Raw genomic sequence first — 16991 nt, 5'->3', positions numbered from 1 at the left:
GCAAGCGCGGGCGGGATGACGGGGCTCCCGAGGAGTACGGGTCCGGCATCGACTGGAACGAGTTCCACATGCCAACCCGGTACAGACAGTGAATAATGCTAAGAGCACACTTTTTGAGCCTTAACCCAAGGAGTTCAACAACTTCCACTGGAACCTGTTCGTCTGCTTCTACGGCATGAAGTCCGAGAAACGGTACGCGCACAACCGCGCGCTGAGCGGAGAGGCGTGCCCGAGCTACGTCTATTCGCAGCAGGCAGTGGAGGCTGTAGTGGATGCCATCCGCAAGGACCCCGATCACGTAATCGATCGCACCAAGGACGAATTAGAGAAGCGGGCAAAAAAGAAGCCGACCCCAGGAGCAAGGGATTCTAAGCGCTAGAGGCGCCTACCCCCATTCGGGGACCCAGCTTTGTTCCTTCCCAAGTCGGCAAGACTATTGTACAAATAGCCGGAGTGGAAGTAAAGGAATTTTGACAAATGCGTTGATTGGTTTTTGGGAATCTGTCAGACAGAAGAAGGAACCCCGCAGTGATCTTGGCGGATTGAGGCGGGGTTCACAAGGATATCGAGTCCCCCGCAGTGCCGGCCGGCATGAGGGACTCGCAGCGGCATCGGGGCCCGTAAGCCGTCGATGCATAACCGAGGAGTATTGTACCATGTCTCAACGATCGCATTTCGGCCATATTCAGCGCATGGGCGAGAACAAGTACCGGATCTACTACTACGCCGGCATCGACCCCTCTGGCAAGCGGGTGCAGAAGTCGAAGGTCATCCACGGCACCCGCGACGAGGCGGAGATCGAGCTCGCGCGCCGGCGCATCGGCGACTACCGCACGCAGCGCCTCGACACCTGGGGCACGTTCTGGAACCGCGTGGTGGCGCCCTCGATGGACGGCCTGGCCGAGAAGACCAGGCACGGCTACAACCGCGTCTGGGACGTGGAGCTGAAGCCGCGCATTGCCGGCGACCGCGTGGCCGACACCGACTACCACCGCGTCTGCGAGGTGATCGCCGACATCCAGGCGCCCTCTGTGCAGCGCGCCGCCCACTCGCTTTGGAAGAAGATGTGCAACATGGCCTTGCGCGAGGGGCTGATGACCTGGAACCCGGTGGACCGCAGCGTGAGGATGAAGCCGCGCAACCGCCGGAAGAAGCACGTGATCGACGTGGGCGAGCTGCCGGCCTGGATGGCGTCCGTCTCCCGATCGCGCTACTACCCGCTGATCGTCATGGAGATCGTCGGCGGGATGCGCCACGAGGAGGCCTGCGGCGTCATGGGCCCCGACATCAGAGAGGAGGAACTGCGCGGCGAGCGCTACGCCGTGGTGAGCGTGGAGCGCGCCATCGTCACGGTGGGCGGGCAGAAGGTGCTCAAGGGCACCAAGACCGAGAGCAGCGAGCGGGAGGTGTGGTTCGCAGAGCCCTTCGCCGGGATCTTGCTCGCCGCCTCCGAGAAGGCATGGCAAAGCCCGATCGTGCCAGCGCCGGGAGTGCGTGACGGCGAGGTGAGGGTGTCTCGGTTCGCGAACCCGCAGCACGTGTCGCGCAACTGGGCCAAATGGTGCGAGCGCAACGGCGTAGAGTACGTGCGCTTCGGAGATATGCGCAGCATGTACTCCAACATGCAGGCCGAGGCCGGAAGCCCCGATTCCGTGGTATCATTGGCCATGGGCCACGACGATGGAACGACCCGCGGGCGCAACTACATGAGTCGCCAACGCCGCGCCCTCGCGATGATCGCCGACAACCTCGTGGAGCTTATCGGCGAGGAATGCCGATGCAGCTACGACGCATTAGCGCATTCGGTCGCAGAAAAGCAAGACGTTTTGCCTGCTCACTTGCGGATTAAATGACCTGCTCGTAATGCGTAGGTCAGCGGTTCGAATCCGCTCGTTGGCTCCAGAATTTCCGCAGGCTGGCAAGGAAAAAACTTGTCGGCCTGTTCTCTTTTCAACGTCCAAAAACTTGCCGTGTGTGCCAATCGTGTGCCAATAGGCCCGATTAGGCGCTTTTAAGCTCCACAATGCGACGCAGCATGGTGCGTGCCGCCCCCACAACGACTCGCTCCGCCCGTCAGTGGAAACGCGAACGCGTCGTTCGGGGAACTGAAACGAACTCACCGCCTTTCCGCCGCGGCAAAGGGCTACACTAGCAGGGAGACACCGCACCTTTCCCCAGGAGCCACTATGACTGATTCCCCTACCTCTGCCATGACTGCGCCGACCAACCTGGAGTCTGCCGTCCCCGCCACCTTCACCGAGCCGACCGCCATTGAGGTGCGCGGGGCGCGGGTGCACAACTTGAAGAACCTCTCGCTTGAGGTGCCGCTGCGTCAGCTCGTGGCCATCGCGGGCGTGTCGGGGTCGGGCAAGAGCTCGCTGGCCCTGGGCGTGCTGTACGCCGAGGGCAGCCGTCGCTACCTTGAAGCGCTGTCCACCTACACGCGGCGGCGCATCGCCCAAGCGGGCCGCGCCGAGGTGGACGAGGTGCTGCACGTACCCGCCGCCCTGGCCCTACGGCAGCGGCCGGGCACGCCCGGCGTGCATTCCACCTTCGGCACCTCCACCGAGTTGTTGAACTACCTGCGGCTCATGGTCTCACGCCTCGGCGCCCATTGCTGTCCCAACGGCCACCGCAACGCGCCGACCCTGAACGTGGCGGCCGAGCAACCCATCACCTGCTCTACCTGCGGCGTGGAATTCTACGGTCCCTCTGCCGAGGACCTGGCCTTCAACAGCGGCGGTGCCTGCCCCACCTGCGGGGGCACGGGCGTAGTGCGCGACATTGACGAGAGCACCCTGGTGCCCGACCCCACCCTCAGCCTAGACGAAGGCGCCGTGGCTCCGTGGCGACAGCTCATGTGGTCGCTCATGCCCCAGGTGGCCCGCGAAATGGGCGTGCGCACCGACGTGCCCTTCCAAGACCTCACCGACGCCGAGCAGGACATGGTGCTGCGCGGCCCCATGGAGAAGCGCCACATCCTCTACGTGCCCAAGAACAAAGACCACGCCACCGAGCTCGATTTCACCTACTACAGCGCCGTGAACACCGTGAAGAATGCCCTGGCCAAGGCCAAGGACGAGAAGGGCATGGCGCGGGTGGCGAAGTTCCTCTGCGAGTCAGTTTGCCCCGCCTGCCACGGCACGCGCCTATCGGCGGCGGCCCGGGAAAGCCAGATCGACGGACTGAACCTTGCCCAAGTGACGGCCTTCACCCTGGATGAGCTGCGAGACTGGCTGCCCACGGTGGCCCCCTGGCTGCCGGCCGATATGCGTTCTATGGCCGATGCCATCACCAGTGAGATGGCCGAGCCCATGCAAAGGCTGGAGCAGCTGGGCCTGGGGTATCTCACCCTCGACCGCGCCAGCGAGACCCTTTCCAATGGCGAGCGCCAGCGCGTGGCCCTCACCCGCGCCGTGCGCAGCCGCACGACCGGTGTGCTCTACGTGCTGGACGAGCCCTCCATCGGGCTGCACCCGGCCAACGTAGAGGGGCTGCTGGGGGTCATGGACGACCTGCTGGCCGACGGGAACTCCGTCGTGATGGTGGACCACGACGTGGCCGTGCTGCGCCACGCGAGCCACCTCATCGAGATCGGGCCCGGGTCGGGAGCCGACGGCGGCCGCATTATCGCCCAGGGGCCGGTGGCCGCGGTGGAGGCAAACCCGGCCAGTCGCATCGGGCCGTTTCTGGCCGGCACGGCGAAGGTGCGCGTGCGCACGCCCGTAGCCGCGCCGCACCTGTTCGACGAGGGTTCCATCCGCCTGACCATGGACGGACTTCACACGGTGAAGCCCCTGGAAGTGGCCATTCCCCAGGGACGCCTCACCTGCATCACCGGCGTATCCGGATCGGGGAAGACCACGCTGGTGCTGGAGAGCCTTGTTGTGGCCCTGAAGGCGGCCCTGGCCGGACAGCCCCTACCCGGTCATGTGCTGGATGTGGAAGCGCCCGGCATCGCCCGGGTCGATCTGGTTGACGCCACGCCCATCGGCGTGAACGTGCGATCCACCGTGGGCACTTATTCTGGGGTGCTGGACGACCTACGCCGCGCTTTCGCGAAGCTGCCCGAGGCCCAGGCTGCGGGGCTCAAGGCCGGCGATTTCTCCTACAACACCGGGTCTCTGCGCTGCCCCACCTGCGACGGCACGGGGCAGATCTCCCTGGACGTGCAATTCCTTCCCGATGTGGACATCCCCTGCCCCGACTGCCGCGGCAGCCGCTACGGCCGAGCCGCCGACGCCATCCAAATGGCTGTTGACGACTACCCAGGCAGCAGTGCCGAAGGCAGGTCCGACGCAATTCCCGGCGCCCCCGCCGCGGAAAGCGCCAACCCTGGCGCATCCAGCCGCGCCGACGACTTCCACGCCGTGGCCACCCTGTCGCTGCCCGAGCTGCTGTCGCTCACCGTAGACCAGGCCGCCGCAGCGCTCGCGCCCCAGAAGAAGGCGCGCACCAAGCTGGAAACCCTGCGCGATCTGGGCCTGGGCTATCTCACCTTGGGCGAGGCCACCCCGGCGCTTTCCGGCGGCGAGGCCCAGCGCCTGAAGCTGGCCAGCGAGATGCGCCGCGACCAGAGCGACACCCTCTTCATCTTCGACGAGCCCACCATCGGGCTGCACCCGCTGGACGTGGCCACGCTCATCGCCGTGCTGCAGAGCCTCGTGGAGCAGGGCGCCACCGTGGTGGTCATCGAACACGATCTGGACATGATTGCCAATGCCGACTACCTCATCGACATGGGTCCGGGCGGCGGCGAGGCTGGCGGCCGTATCGTCGCCACGGGCACGCCCACCCAGGTGGCCGCCAACCCGGAAAGCGTCACCGGTCGCTACCTGGCCCGCGAACTGGAGGGCTAGCGACCCGCGGGCCAGCGCGACCCGCAAGTCGCCACGGGCCCCGCGCCACGCCGCGACCCACTTCCTAGCGCGTCGCTTTCAGCTCGGCGAGCCGGGCGCGGGCTGCATCCAGGTTCGCTTCGATGTCGGCACCCACCACATCCAGGTTCTCGGCAGCGGCGAAGCGGGTCTCGGGAATGCCGAACATGCCGGCGATGCCGCGCAGGTACTCGTAGCCGAAGTTCGCAGCGGCCACGTTGCCGCCGCCCGTGGTGATGTAGGTGAGGTGCTTCGCGCGGCACAGGCCCTCGCAGCGGCCCTCGGCGGTGTAGTGGAACACCATACCCATGACGGCCACGTGCTCGATGTACACTTTCAGCGCCGCGGGAAACGACAGATCCCAATAGGGCGCACCGATGACGACCTCATCAGCTGCGGCGAACTGCCTGCCCAGATCGAACATCGGGTCATCGAACTGGCCGTCCTTCTCCAGCTGGGCGCGGTAGGCTGCCGCCTCTCCGTAGTAGGGTTCCAGGCACAGCTCGGCGAGATTCACCTCCTCCACGTCGTCGACGCCCTCCAAGTACTCGCGGCACAACGTGAGCGTACGCGATTCCTCGCCACGCAGGCACGCATTCACAAACAGTACGGTCATGGGGTTCCTTTCTGTCGAAATAGTCTCAGTATACTGGTTTTAGTCACGAGCGGCCGCCAACCGAAGGACGCTCCTCTTCAGGAGCCATATTCTCCAACAGGTCGAGAAGCTCCTGGCGCGAATGGATCTTCAGCTTCTGATAGATGTGGCTCGTATGGGTGTTCACCGTGTTCATGGCCAGGTGCAGCTCCTCGCAGATGCGCGGAGCGGAGCGCCCCTTCGCCACGAGTCGCAACACGTCGGACTCGCGCCGCGACAGACTGCCCACGCGCACGAGGCGGTCGCAGCGCTCCTCCACCGTCTCCCCGCTCGGCGCAGGCCCGTCGGCGGCCACGAAGGAGGGGGCGTAGGAGCGATCGGTGAACACGAACGAGTAGATGGCCACCACGAGCAGCCCAAGGGCCACAGAGATGAGCCCCAGCAGGTCGGGCACTGCGGGCGCCAGCATTCGGTAGACGTTGAAGCCCCCGAAGCCGAGCAGCAGGTCGAGGGAGAAGGTGATGCGCGTCAGCGCATAGACCAGCAAGGGCGACGTGCGATAGCGCTGGCAGAAGTTGAAGGCCAGAATCATGATCATGATCTTGAAGAGGAAGGCCCCGAAGCTGGCGATGCCGTACATGACATCGGGGCAATGGCCCCCGTAGGGCATGAGCAGCACCGCCGCCATGGTCAGCAAGAAGGAGATGCGGTAGACCAAAGACATCTTGCGGCTCCGGTCGGCGATGATGACCACGAGCACCGTGGAGCAGGCCACCTTGGCCACCAGCAGCACCAGATTGAAGCTTCCCGAGTAAAAGGCCAGGTCAGTACCTTCCAAATAGTAGTTGCGCATGAACTCGTCCACGAAGCTGACGAAGAAGATACTGGCGCACAGCAGCGCCAGAACGCGCCGCGGCTGGCTCCGGCGCGGCGGAAGGGTGGGCTCTCCCACGAAATCGGCCGTCTCCGGTCGGCGGTTGAGAAGGAGAGCCGAGAGGAGCGGCAGGGCGCAGGCGACGGCCACCATGATCCACGGGCTCACCTCCGGCAGATAGGCCACCGCCGTCAGCACGTACATGAAAAGGTTGTTCGCCACCACGCCGAGCACGAAGCCGATGAGATCCCCCAGCTTACAGAAGGCCTGGTACCAGCCGACGAACAGCCACCCCGAGGCAATGCCGGTCAAAAGACCGGCGAACACCTGGAGCGCCCCGTCGAGCCCCGTGCTTCCCGCCGAGAACGGAATGGCCAGGGTGCCCACGCTCGCGCAGAGGGCCACGGCCCGCACGCTCCATGGCCGCTCGAGCCAGGCCTCGCTCGCCTTAGGAGACGCCAGTGCCGGCACGAGCGACACCACGCAGGCCACGAGCGATATCTCGTAGACGCTCACCGACGAATTCTCAGGGAACAGCTGCGGCGCGAAGAAGCACAGGCTCAGCCATACCTGGCACAGCGCAAACCCCACCATCATGGGAAAATTGGCCCGGCTCAACTCCGCCATGAACCGCGATTGCAGCGACACGCCCTTCTTCTCCATCCCGACCCGCTCCCCTTCCCTGCTCTCCCGCCTCACTAGAAACTAGTGAGAACGGTTCCAATCTTTTGAAAACCCCTCGTAGAAGCCCCAGAACAGCGACGGTTCCCGGCGGCTTCCCCCAATTTCACGTCTTTGCTTCGATGACAGCGAGGGCACCCCTTCCCTACCATCGGCCCATCGTTTACGGAGGAAGCGAAACGAACGGATCATCGAAGAAGGAGGAGGAAGGATGAAGCCCATCAAGCGTCTGCGCAAGCCCCTTGCGGCCCTCGCCACCGTGCACCAGGGCGCCGACGGCACGGGCGCCACGCCCAAGAAGCTGCGCAAGACCACCGTGGAAGCGCAGACCTGCCAGGCAGCCGGCTGCCACGACCTGAGCGCCGAGGAGCTGGGCGCCCTGACGGCCGATATCACCGACCTCACCGATTCCAAGGGCACCACGGTGAATCCCCACGAGGTCATGGGGCTTACCGCCGGCCACGGCGACATCGCCTGCAGCGACTGTCACGGCATGCACCGGGAAACCGTCGCGGCCGACACCTGCGTGGGCTGCCACCACGCCGGCGTCTACGAGTGCAACACCTGCCACTAGGCGCTTCCCGCGCCAAGCCCCTCGCCGGGGCACCGATCCAGGGCCTGACGCATCCACCGATGCGCTGCCATACACCAACAGAAGGAAGGGAACCATCATGGAACAGACACGCCGCGATTTCATCAAGGGCGCCAGTATCGTCGCAGCCGGGGCCGCCGCCCTGGCTGGCATGACCAGCCTCTCGGGCTGCAGCACCCAGGAGCTGGCCGACACGGGAACCACCGAGGCAAAGCACACCTGCGACGTGGTTATCGCCGGCGCGGGCATTGGTGGCCTGGCCGCCGCCGTCAGCGCGGCCGAGCAGGGCGCGAACGTCATCCTCGTGGAGGCCTCCCAGGCCGTGGGCGGCACGAGCCGCTTCGCGGCGGGCGCCTTCGGCCCGCGCTTCGGCGCCGCCTGGGAAGAGGCCTACGCCAAGGCTCCCATGTCCGATCCCGAGCTGGGCAAGCTCGTCTGCGACAACTGGGCCCCGTACCTGGAGTGGATCGGGGGCCTGGGCCTCGCCACCGAGGAGCTGGCACCGGGCAGCCCTTATGTGTGGATGGGCGGCAAGCGCCCCGCCGAGGAGGGGTCGAAGAGCTATACCGACGAGTACCTCCAGCAGTTCGGCGAGATCTTCACGGCCAAGGGCGGCACGACCCTGCTCGGCACCCGCGCCGTCGACCTGATCGTGGACGAGGCCGGCACAGTCACGGGCCTGGTGGCCGAGGACGCCGAGGGTCCCTTCACCATTGCGGCCAAGGCCGTGATTCTGGCCACGGGCGGCTGGCAGTGCGACAAGGAAATGTGCACCCACTACATCGGCCGCCACGCCGACCTGGGCCAGGCCCAGTGCGTCCCCTACCTGGACGGCGCGGGCATCAAGATGGCCGTGAAGGCCGGTGCCCAGCTCTCCCGCAGCTTCGGCTCCTTCTACGGCCATCCCCAGCCCTGGCCGACCACCTACCTGAACGGCATCGACACCCCCGAGGGCTACGAGGCCCTCACCAACATCGATGACGCCCACGTGCTCTACTACGGCACCACCGAGCACTCCATCCAGGGCATGGGCGTGTACGTGAACGTGAGCGGCAAGCGCTTCGTCAACGAGGGGCTCGGCTCGTCCCTCGTGAACCAGGAGGTCATGCAGCAGCCCATGGCCCGCGCCTACCTCATCCTGGACGAGGGCGTGCGCAATCTCATTCGCGAGACCCCCTTCTGCAATGCCGCCGTCATCGGCGGGGACCGCATTGATGCCATGATCGAGCGCGGCATGACCGTCGTGCAGGCGGACAGCCTGGATGAGCTGGGCGCGAAGATCGTGGCCGAGACCGCCGATGGCGTGAGCTTCAACGCCCGAAACATGGTGGAGACGGTGAACGCCTACAACGAGGCCGCGGCTGCAGGTACGGCAGACCAGCTGGAAGTGCCCCACCTCGGCACGGTGCCGGCCATGGCGCTGACCACGGCCCCCTTCTACGCCATCCCCGTGGTCGGCGGCATCATGGCCACCTTCGGCGGCCTGAAGATCAACACCGATACCCAGGTCATGGGCACGAACGCCCAGCCCATCGCCGGTCTGTACGCGGTGCCCGGTGCCGCCGGCGGCATCATGAACGGCGACTACTGGTGCGTCATGAGCGGCTACTCGGTGCTCGGCCGCCTCTCCGGCGAAGTGGCCTGCGCCTACGCCCAATCCACCGAGGCCTAAGCCTCCCTGAGAGGGGCGGCTCGGAGCATCCCTCCCTCCTCTGGGCCGCCCCTCCCCTCTTGGTGCGGCCCGCTCGTTCGGCGGGGCCGCACCCTGCAAGACGGGCGGGCCGTCCCCAGGACCAGCCCGCCCGTCCCGACCCGCTGCCCGACCCGCTGTTCGGCGGATCGGGCAGCCGTGCGCGAATTCTTCCTGGATCAAGGTGCCCGTCTGCGGCCTGAGCACTATACTGGGCCCTAGACGTCTCGCACGTGGGGCTGCACCTTAGCGGCCGGTGCGGGGCGCTCTTTGACGGAAAGGATCCTCATGGAGAACTTCGAATTCGTTTCCCCCACTCATTTTGTGTTCGGTCGCGGCGTGGAAAACGAGGTGGGCGCCAAGCTGGCAGCGGTCGGCGCGAAGCGCGTCCTGGTGCATTTCGGCGGCGAGAGCGCCCGGCGCAGCGGCCTTATCGACCGTGTGAGCGCTTCGCTGGACGCGGCGGGCATCGAGCATTTGGAGCTGGGCGGCGTGCGCCCGAACCCCGAGGTCACCCTGGTGCGCGAGGGCGTGCGGCTGTGCAAGGAGGGCGACGTCGACTGGATTCTGGCCGTGGGCGGCGGCTCGGTCATCGACTCGGCCAAGGCCATCGCCAACGGTGCCTGCGTCGACTGCGACGTATGGGAGCTCTTCGAGACGAAGGCCCTCGATCACGACGTGCTGCCCATCGCCGTGGTGCTCACCATTCCGGCCGCCGGCAGCGAGGCCTCCAAGAACACCGTGATCTCCAATGACGAGCTGGGTCGCAAGACCGGCTACGCCAACAACGCCCAACGTCCGAAGTTCGCCTTCATGAACCCGGAGCTCACCTTCACTCTGCCGCCCTTCCAAACGGCCGCGGGCCTTACCGACATGTACTGCCACCTGCTGGAGCGATTTTTCGACGACTACGGCGCGGTGCCCGTGACCGACAACCTGAACCTGTCGCTCATGAACACCATCCGCGCCGAGGCGCCCCGGGTGCTGGCCGATCCCGAGAACTACGATGCCCGCGCGAACATCATGTGGGCGGGCATGCTCTGCCATCAGGGACTCGCCGGCGTGGGACGCCACGAGGACTGGGCCACTCACGGGCTCGAGCACGAGCTGTCGGCCTTAGACCCGGCCATCACCCACGGCGCGGGCCTGGCCGTCATGTTCCCCGCTTGGATGGAGTACGTGCACGGCGAGAACCCGGCCCGCTTCGCCTTCTACGGCCAGGCGGTCTTCGGGCTCACCCCCACCGGCGACGCGAACGCCGACGCCCTGTCGGCCATCGATGAGACCCGCAGCTTCTTCGCGAGCCTGGGAATGCCCACCACCTTGGCGGAGCTGGGCGTGGAGGAGAACGATATCGAGAAGATGCTGCCCACCCTGGCCCAGAACAAGGGCGTTCCCTTCGGCAGCTTCAAGAAACTCACCCTGGAGGACGCCGCGGAAATCTACCGCCTGGCCCTGTAGGGCACCGTCACGCAACGTCGCCGAGCGAGGCGCGGTGGATCGGTTTTCGAGCCGATTCCGCCGCGCCTCTTGTTTTGAAGCCCTACTTGCCGAGAGCACTTCCTGATTTTCTGGACAAAAAGGCTTCGAGTGAGCTGTTCTGAGACCCTGAGAGGCAATATCACAGGCCCTATTAAACGAGATTCGTTAATTTCGAGCTCATTCTGAAGACAAACAACGCCCAGCCCTCCATCGAAGAGCTCATTCGACGACTTTTTGTCCAGAAAATGCAGAAGTGCTCGTCTACCCCTTCCGTAACAAGAGAAGGGCGGTTTGCTTACAGGACCCGCAGAGCGACGCCGCGAGACCGGGGCATGCGCGATAATCGGAGTTGACTCACCAGCATCTCAAGGAGGCATCCTCGATGAAAATCCAGATCAAACGTGTATACGAGCCCTACGAAGAAAGCGACGGCTACCGGGTGCTCGTCGATCGACTCTGGCCCCGCGGCCTGACCCGGGCCCGCGTGCACTACAACGAGTGGGCGAAGTTTCTGGCCCCTTCCGCCGAGTTGCGGAAGGCCTTCGGCCACGACCCGGCGAAGTGGGACATGTTCCAGGCAAAGTACGCGGAAGAGCTAGATGCCAATCCCGAGGCGCTCGCCTTCGCGAAGAAGCTCTCCGGTCCCGAAATGGCAGCATATCCGCGCGTCACCCTGCTGTACGCCGCCCGCAACGAACAGGAGAACGAGGCCGTCGTCCTGGCCCAGTGGCTTCCCAAGCACGCCTAGGGGCGCCCACAGCGACTAACGCAGCGCGCCCTGGGAAAGACCGCCGCGCGAAGATTCCCCACACCAGAAAAGCGGGCGCGCCCTCGCGATGCCTGTTTTCCGAAGACGAGAGTCAAACCGAGCCCGGGAGCCCCCAGAGCACTGCGGCAAGATCGCGGGGCGTTCCCCATCATCCGCCAGATAAAGCGCCGCCCGAAACAAGTAAGCGCGCGCGAGAATGGCCCGCACGCGCTCAGTCGATTGGAATTCGCCGCGTTAGTCTGCAATAGGCAAGCTCGTGACCTCGGCCTCCAGGGGCAGGGGCACATCGTCGGCCTCGGCCTCGGCAGCCAGACCGCCGTCCCAACCCTCTTCCTTCCCCGGCAGGATGATGTTCAGCAGAATGCCCACCACAGAGCCCACGGCCAGGCCCGACAGGGCCACGGTCACGCCGCCCACCTCGAAAACGATGGCCCCGGCGGCACTGGAGGCAATGCCGAGGGACAGCACTAAAATGAGCGCCGTGATAAGCACGTTGCGGCTCATCATGAAGTCCACGTGATTCTCCACCAGGTTGCGGATGCCCACTGCTGAGATCATGCCGTAGAGCACGAGGGACACGCCGCCGATCACGCAGGCCGGCATGCAGGAGATGACCGCCGCGAACTTCGGGCAGAACGAGAACAGGATGGCGAAACAGGCGGCGATGCGCACCACCCGCGGGTCGAACACGCGGGTCAGGGCGAGCACGCCGGTGTTCTCGCCGTAGGTGGTATTGGCCGGAGCGCCGAACAGCGACGCCACAATAGTAGCCAGGCCGTCGCCGAGCAGCGTGCGGTGCAGGCCCGGCTCGGCGATGAAGTTGCGGTTGCAGGTGGAGCTGATGGCCGACATGTCGCCGATATGCTCGATGATGGTGGCGAAGGCCAGGGGCATGATGGTGATGATGGCGGTAATGGCCAGGCCCGCGTCGAAATTGGGGCCAAACAGGGCGAACACCGTGTTGTCCCACAGCACCGGCAGACCGATCCAGGCGGCATCGGCCACAGGCTGGAAGTCCACGACGCCGGCGAAGGCGGCGGCCACGTAGGAGCCGATCACGCCGAGCAGGATGGGGATGATGCGGATCATGCCGCGGCCCCAGATGTTGCTGATGACGATGATGGCAATGGCCACGAGGGCCACGGGCCAGTTCGTTTCGCAATTCGCGATGGCCGAGGGGGCCAGAATAAGCCCGATGCAGATGACGATGGGGCCGGTGACCACGGGCGGGAAGAACCGCATGATGCGCTGGGGCCCGAACACCTTGAACAGCGCCGAGACGATGAGGTACAGAAGGCCTGCGCAGGCCACGCCGAGGCACGCGTAGGGCAAAAGCGCCGCCTCGCCGTTCGGCGCGATGGCCGCGTAGCCGGCGATGAACGCGAAGGAGGAGCCGAGAAACGCCGGTACCTTCCCCTTGGCCAGGAAATGGAACAGCAGCGTGCCCAAGCCGGCGAACAGAAGGGTCGCCGACACGGAAAGCCCTGTGAGGGTGGGCACCAGAATAGTGGCGCCGAACATGGCGAACATGTGCTGGATGCCGAAGATGGTCATCTTCGGCGCACCCAAAGTGCGGGCATCGTAGACGGCGTCGGGGGCATCGTCGGCACCCATGGTGGGCACGGTCTTGGTATCGCTCATTGGCAAACCTCGCATCATCGCGGCGAACAGGCAGGTCCGCTCGCCCCGTGCGCCGCGCGCCCCGCCACGCGCGCTGCGTGGCTGCCGGCGCGGCCGCTCCGCGAGCCGACCTCGCCTATTATGGCACGGCTTCCGTTACCGCCCCGTTTCACCTCCGCGAGGGGCCAAAACGCCCCGCAAGCTGCTGAGCGACTGCACAAAACAGCCTCCCTCGCGAGAATTGGCCAAAAACAACCGCTTCTCGTAGATTGCCCGAAGCCCGCCCGGCTCCAGCGCGCTCTGTTCCCAGGTGAGCCCTTCGCAATCTCCCTTGTCGCACCTCCAACACTACGAGAAATGGCCGTTTTTGGCCAGGCGGCCGCCTCAGGGGATGAGGTCGTAGGGCATCTCTCGCTTCACCAGGTAGAACAGAAGCAGCGGGAGCACGAGCCACGGCCACACGAAAAGGGTTGCGACCAGGGTGGCCGTGCGCACGAGGTAGAACAGCGCACGGTAGCCCGTAGTGCGCGGGTGCGTCTCGAAGGTCATGCGCACGAAGGCGCCGCCCGGGGTGGAGCCGTCGTGGGTCCAGGGGATGATGAGCTCTACGAGCACGAAGGCCACTACGGTGCAGGCGCCCATGACCGCGTCTACCGTTTGAGCCGCTGTGAGCCCAGGCAGCTGCAGGGCCGATGCGCCAGCCGCCTCCAGCCCCAGCGCCACCACGCCGTAAGGCACCACGGCCGCGAGCCACACGATAACCAGATCGAGCCAGAGCGCCACACAGCGGCGCACAAACCCCGGCCGATCGGTCGGCTCGGCCTCGGCGAGCTTCCCCGGCGGCACCACCCGTCCGAGCAGCGCCGCGCACAGCCAGCCGAGGGCCGCGCCGAGGGTGTTCGTGAGAACGTCATCCACATCGCAGCAGCGGTAAGCATAGGGGTACAGGCCAAAGAGCCCCGTCAACTGGGCCGTTTCCACGAGCACCGATGCGGCCAGGCCGAGCAGCACCGTCGTGGCAAAGCGCAGCCGCAGCAGACGGCCGCCGATGAACCCCAGGGGCATGAAGAACACCACGTTGAAGGCAAGCTGGAACACCGCCCGCAAGCCGTCCTTCGCAATGTCGTTCACAAAATTCAACGGGTTGAAGTTAGGCGCCACGCCCCAGGTTATGCCCGGACCCGCATCACCCGAGGGCAACGGGTACAGCGTGAAGCAACCGATGCCGACAACGTAGAGCACGGTAAGGTAGGTACCCGCAACCGAACCGAAACGCAGCCGGCCGTCCCGATGGTACAGGTAGGCCAGAATCGGCAGGGTGAGCGCGAGCGAAGCCAGAGGCCACAGAATCAGAGCTGCGGCGAAGTTCTCACTGTAGTTTCCCAGAAAATGCTTGACGGCGCCCATGGTCCTCCCTTTCTCATCCCGTCTCTCCCTTGGCGAGGATGCCAGCATAGCGCGACCGCCGCGGACGCGCAGCAAAGGTGACGGCAAAGTAAGCGAAGTGATCGGAAGCCGTAAGGGGCACCGCCGCTTTCCTCCATACAGAGCGAACCGGATTCGCTCACCGGCACTGAAACGATGCAGCGGCCGTCCGCCCCGGACAGCCCCTCGCACCCGCCTTACAACAGCTCGTTTGCCCCGATCGGCCAACGGTGCTATGCTTCTGGATTCTCCGACCAGCCCAAACACACCGAGGAGGAGAGTTCCATGAACATTACCGTGTACTGCGGTTCCAACTTCGGCGACAACCCGCATTTTGAAGAAGCCGCCCGCGACCTGGGCGCCCTCATCGCCCGCGCCGGGCACACCCTGGTCTACGGGGGCAGCTCCGTGGGCCTTATGGGCACCGTGTCCCAGGCCGCCATCGAAGGCGGTGCACCCGTTATCGGCGTGGAGCCAGCATTCTTCATCGAGGCCGGCGTGGCCCAGCACGACTTGACCGAGCTTATCGTGTGCGACACCATGGGCGAGCGCAAAGCGAAGATGATCGAGCTGGGCGACGCATTCGTGGCGCTGCCCGGCGGCGTGGGCACCTTGGAGGAAATCGCAGAGATCTTCACCCGCGTGCGCCTGGATATGGGACCTCACGAGTGCTTCCTGCTGAACATCGACGGGTTCTACGACCCGCTCCACGCATTTTTGCAGTCGATGGTCGAGCACCGCTTCTTCGATCAGTGCGATCTGGATCGCTGCCATTTCCCCCGATCGGTGGAGGCGTTGGCGCATCTTCTGGCCACCTCTGACGAGCGCCCCCTTGAGCGCTGCGACGGCCCCCTGCTGCTGCAGAAGGCGGGCTAGGGGGAGCTAGCCGACGACTGTGAGGCGATAGCGGGCCTTCCCCGCCTCCTTGGCCTGGTAGAGCGTGCTGTCGGCCACGGCAAAGAGCGCCTCGAAGGGCATGGGCGGCGTGAGGCAGCAGGCGGCCCCGATGCTGATGGTGGGCGCTGCGTGGCACTGGGAGGCCCGGGCAGCCCGCACCGGCTCGTCGGTGGCCCGCTGGGCCGCAAAGGGACCGCGAGCCAAGTGCTCCAGCACCCGATCGGTAGCCGGGCCCGAGGCCAGGCCGGGCGCGAAGATGAGGAACTCGTCGCCTCCGATGCGGGCCACGATGTCCTCTTTGCGCATCACCTGGCTCAGGAACTGGGCCAGCTCCTTCAGCACGGCATCGCCCTCGAGGTGGCCGTAGGTGTCGTTCACTTCCTTGAAATCGTCCACATCCACCACGATGAGGGTGCAGGGGCGGTTCTCGTTGGCCAGGGCCGTCTCGATGCGATCGAGGGCCGCCGCGCGATTGTAGAGCCCCGTGAGTCCGTCGCGCTCGGCCTTGCGGCGGAACTGGCTCTCGCGCAGCGCTGCCTCGTTGGTGTCAAGCAGCCGCCCCACATGGCGCTGGGGACTGCCGTCCTCGTTGTAGAGCACCACCGACTGGTAGCGATACCACACCGGTTCTCCATCGGGACCCGGTGTGGAGGTCTCGAAGTCGACCAGGGAGTTCTCTCCGATCTGCTCCATGAGCGGCGAGAGGTCGTAGGAAGTGATGTCCAAGTTGCAGGGCTTCTGGCAACGGCGGTGCACAACAAAGTCGGACTGCTCCGGCGCGCGGCCGAAACGCCCCTCGAAGTTGCCGTACACGTGGGCCGCACCCGTGGCGCATTCAATATCGAAGAGCACATCGTTGGAAAGCGCTGTGAGAATTTCCAGGCGCTCGTTGGCACGACGCAGGTCGTTCTCGTCGCGCACCTGGTCGGTGATGTCCATGAGGGTGACGTAGAACCAGCGCCTGCCCTCGGCATCGGCGGCCAGATGCCCCCAGTCCTCTACCCAGCGCACCTCGCCGTCGGCGCGCAGGATGCGATAGCGCACATGGTCGTCGTTGCGCTCGGCTACCTGCTCCCGAATCTCGCGCAATACCCGCTCCCGGTCGTCGGGGTGCACCAACCCCGTGAAGGTATCGCCGGTGAGCTCGCTGAACGAGGCGGCGTCGGCGCATCCGAACAGAGAGAGCATTCCTGCGCTCACGCAATCAAGAGTGTCTGGCCCCTCCGCAAGATAGCGAAACATACCGCCGGGGAAATTGCCGAGGAACTCCCGGGCGAGCATGAGCGCGTCGGACGCTTCCGCGGGGCCTGCGGCCGACGCCGATACCGCACCTGAAGAGGCATCTGCGGCGGCATCGGAGACGTTCGCAGGAGCGGCTGCGTTCGTCGGAGCGCTGTCGGCTTCGGCTCCGGACGCTTCGCCCCGACGAAAGATACGGCTCAAGGACACCATGCGAGCTCCCTCTTCCTTAACTGATCGTGGATGATCG

12 protein-coding genes and 1 pseudogene are annotated in these 16991 nt (G+C 65.4%); 8 read left to right on the top strand and 5 right to left on the bottom strand.

All coding sequences use genetic code 11. The features are described 5' to 3' along the window. Window positions 1–139 precede the first annotated feature (139 nt). The 3 genes and pseudogenes from F8D48_RS12235 to F8D48_RS03110 all read left to right on the top strand — a co-directional run. A pseudogene (locus tag F8D48_RS12235) lies at window positions 140–379 on the top strand (hypothetical protein); the annotation flags it as partial. A 277-nt stretch (window positions 380–656) separates the two neighbouring features. After that, window positions 657–1853 (top strand): site-specific integrase, encoded by a 1197-nt coding sequence (locus tag F8D48_RS03115; RefSeq protein WP_151429920.1) that lies wholly within the window; start codon window positions 657–659, stop codon window positions 1851–1853. Between the two features lie 333 nt (window positions 1854–2186). Further along, window positions 2187–4859: an excinuclease ABC subunit UvrA gene (locus F8D48_RS03110; protein WP_240806196.1), complete on the top strand. Its 2673-nt coding sequence runs from the start codon at window positions 2187–2189 to the stop codon at window positions 4857–4859. A gap of 64 nt (window positions 4860–4923) precedes the next feature. Here the strand turns inward: F8D48_RS03110 and F8D48_RS03105 are convergent, their stop codons facing one another. Both F8D48_RS03105 and F8D48_RS03100 read right to left on the bottom strand, forming a co-directional pair. Beyond that, on the bottom strand, window positions 4924–5493 hold the full coding sequence (locus F8D48_RS03105; RefSeq protein ID WP_151429919.1) for an NAD(P)H-dependent oxidoreductase: 570 nt from the start codon (window positions 5491–5493) through the stop codon (window positions 4924–4926). Window positions 5494–5536: 43 nt separating this feature from the next. After that, complete coding sequence (locus F8D48_RS03100) at window positions 5537–7009, bottom strand: LuxR C-terminal-related transcriptional regulator (protein WP_135969910.1); 1473 nt, start codon at window positions 7007–7009, stop codon at window positions 5537–5539. 229 nt (window positions 7010–7238) lie between these two features. On the opposite strand from F8D48_RS03100, the gene F8D48_RS03095 reads away from it, so the two are divergent. The 4 genes from F8D48_RS03095 to F8D48_RS03080 all read left to right on the top strand — a co-directional run bounded on the left by F8D48_RS03095 (window position 7239) and on the right by F8D48_RS03080 (window position 11539). Further along, complete coding sequence (locus tag F8D48_RS03095; protein WP_151429918.1) at window positions 7239–7601, top strand: cytochrome c3 family protein; 363 nt, start codon at window positions 7239–7241, stop codon at window positions 7599–7601. A gap of 97 nt (window positions 7602–7698) precedes the next feature. Further along, window positions 7699–9291 carry an FAD-dependent oxidoreductase gene (locus tag F8D48_RS03090; RefSeq protein WP_135969957.1) on the top strand — a complete coding sequence of 531 codons (1593 nt, stop codon included), beginning with the start codon at window positions 7699–7701 and terminating at the stop codon, window positions 9289–9291. Between the two features lie 306 nt (window positions 9292–9597). Next, window positions 9598–10770, top strand: coding sequence for an iron-containing alcohol dehydrogenase (locus F8D48_RS03085; protein ID WP_151429917.1), 1173 nt, complete (start codon window positions 9598–9600; stop codon window positions 10768–10770). Between the two features lie 403 nt (window positions 10771–11173). Continuing rightward, the gene (locus F8D48_RS03080) at window positions 11174–11539 is read left to right on the top strand and encodes a DUF488 domain-containing protein (RefSeq protein ID WP_151429916.1); all 366 of its coding nucleotides are present in this window, start codon (window positions 11174–11176) and stop codon (window positions 11537–11539) included. Between the two features lie 255 nt (window positions 11540–11794). Here the strand turns inward: F8D48_RS03080 and F8D48_RS03075 are convergent, their stop codons facing one another. After that, window positions 11795–13201 (bottom strand): uracil-xanthine permease family protein, encoded by a 1407-nt coding sequence (locus F8D48_RS03075; protein WP_151429915.1) that lies wholly within the window; start codon window positions 13199–13201, stop codon window positions 11795–11797. A 363-nt stretch (window positions 13202–13564) separates the two neighbouring features. Then, window positions 13565–14587, bottom strand: coding sequence for a VanZ family protein (locus tag F8D48_RS03070; RefSeq protein WP_151429914.1), 1023 nt, complete (start codon window positions 14585–14587; stop codon window positions 13565–13567). A gap of 303 nt (window positions 14588–14890) precedes the next feature. On the opposite strand from F8D48_RS03070, the gene F8D48_RS03065 reads away from it, so the two are divergent. Beyond that, window positions 14891–15481, top strand: coding sequence for an LOG family protein (locus tag F8D48_RS03065; RefSeq protein ID WP_170272707.1), 591 nt, complete (start codon window positions 14891–14893; stop codon window positions 15479–15481). Between the two features lie 6 nt (window positions 15482–15487). Here F8D48_RS03065 and F8D48_RS03060 read toward each other — a convergent pair whose 3' ends face one another. Continuing rightward, complete coding sequence (locus F8D48_RS03060; RefSeq protein ID WP_151429912.1) at window positions 15488–16954, bottom strand: sensor domain-containing diguanylate cyclase; 1467 nt, start codon at window positions 16952–16954, stop codon at window positions 15488–15490. Window positions 16955–16991 lie beyond the last annotated feature (37 nt).

Source organism: Adlercreutzia muris, assembly GCF_008831045.1.
In the GTDB taxonomy this organism is placed as follows: Bacteria; Actinomycetota; Coriobacteriia; order Coriobacteriales; family Eggerthellaceae; genus Adlercreutzia; species Adlercreutzia muris.
Note: the sequence above shows the minus strand (reverse complement) of the source record. Positions and strands in the feature narration are given on the sequence as shown.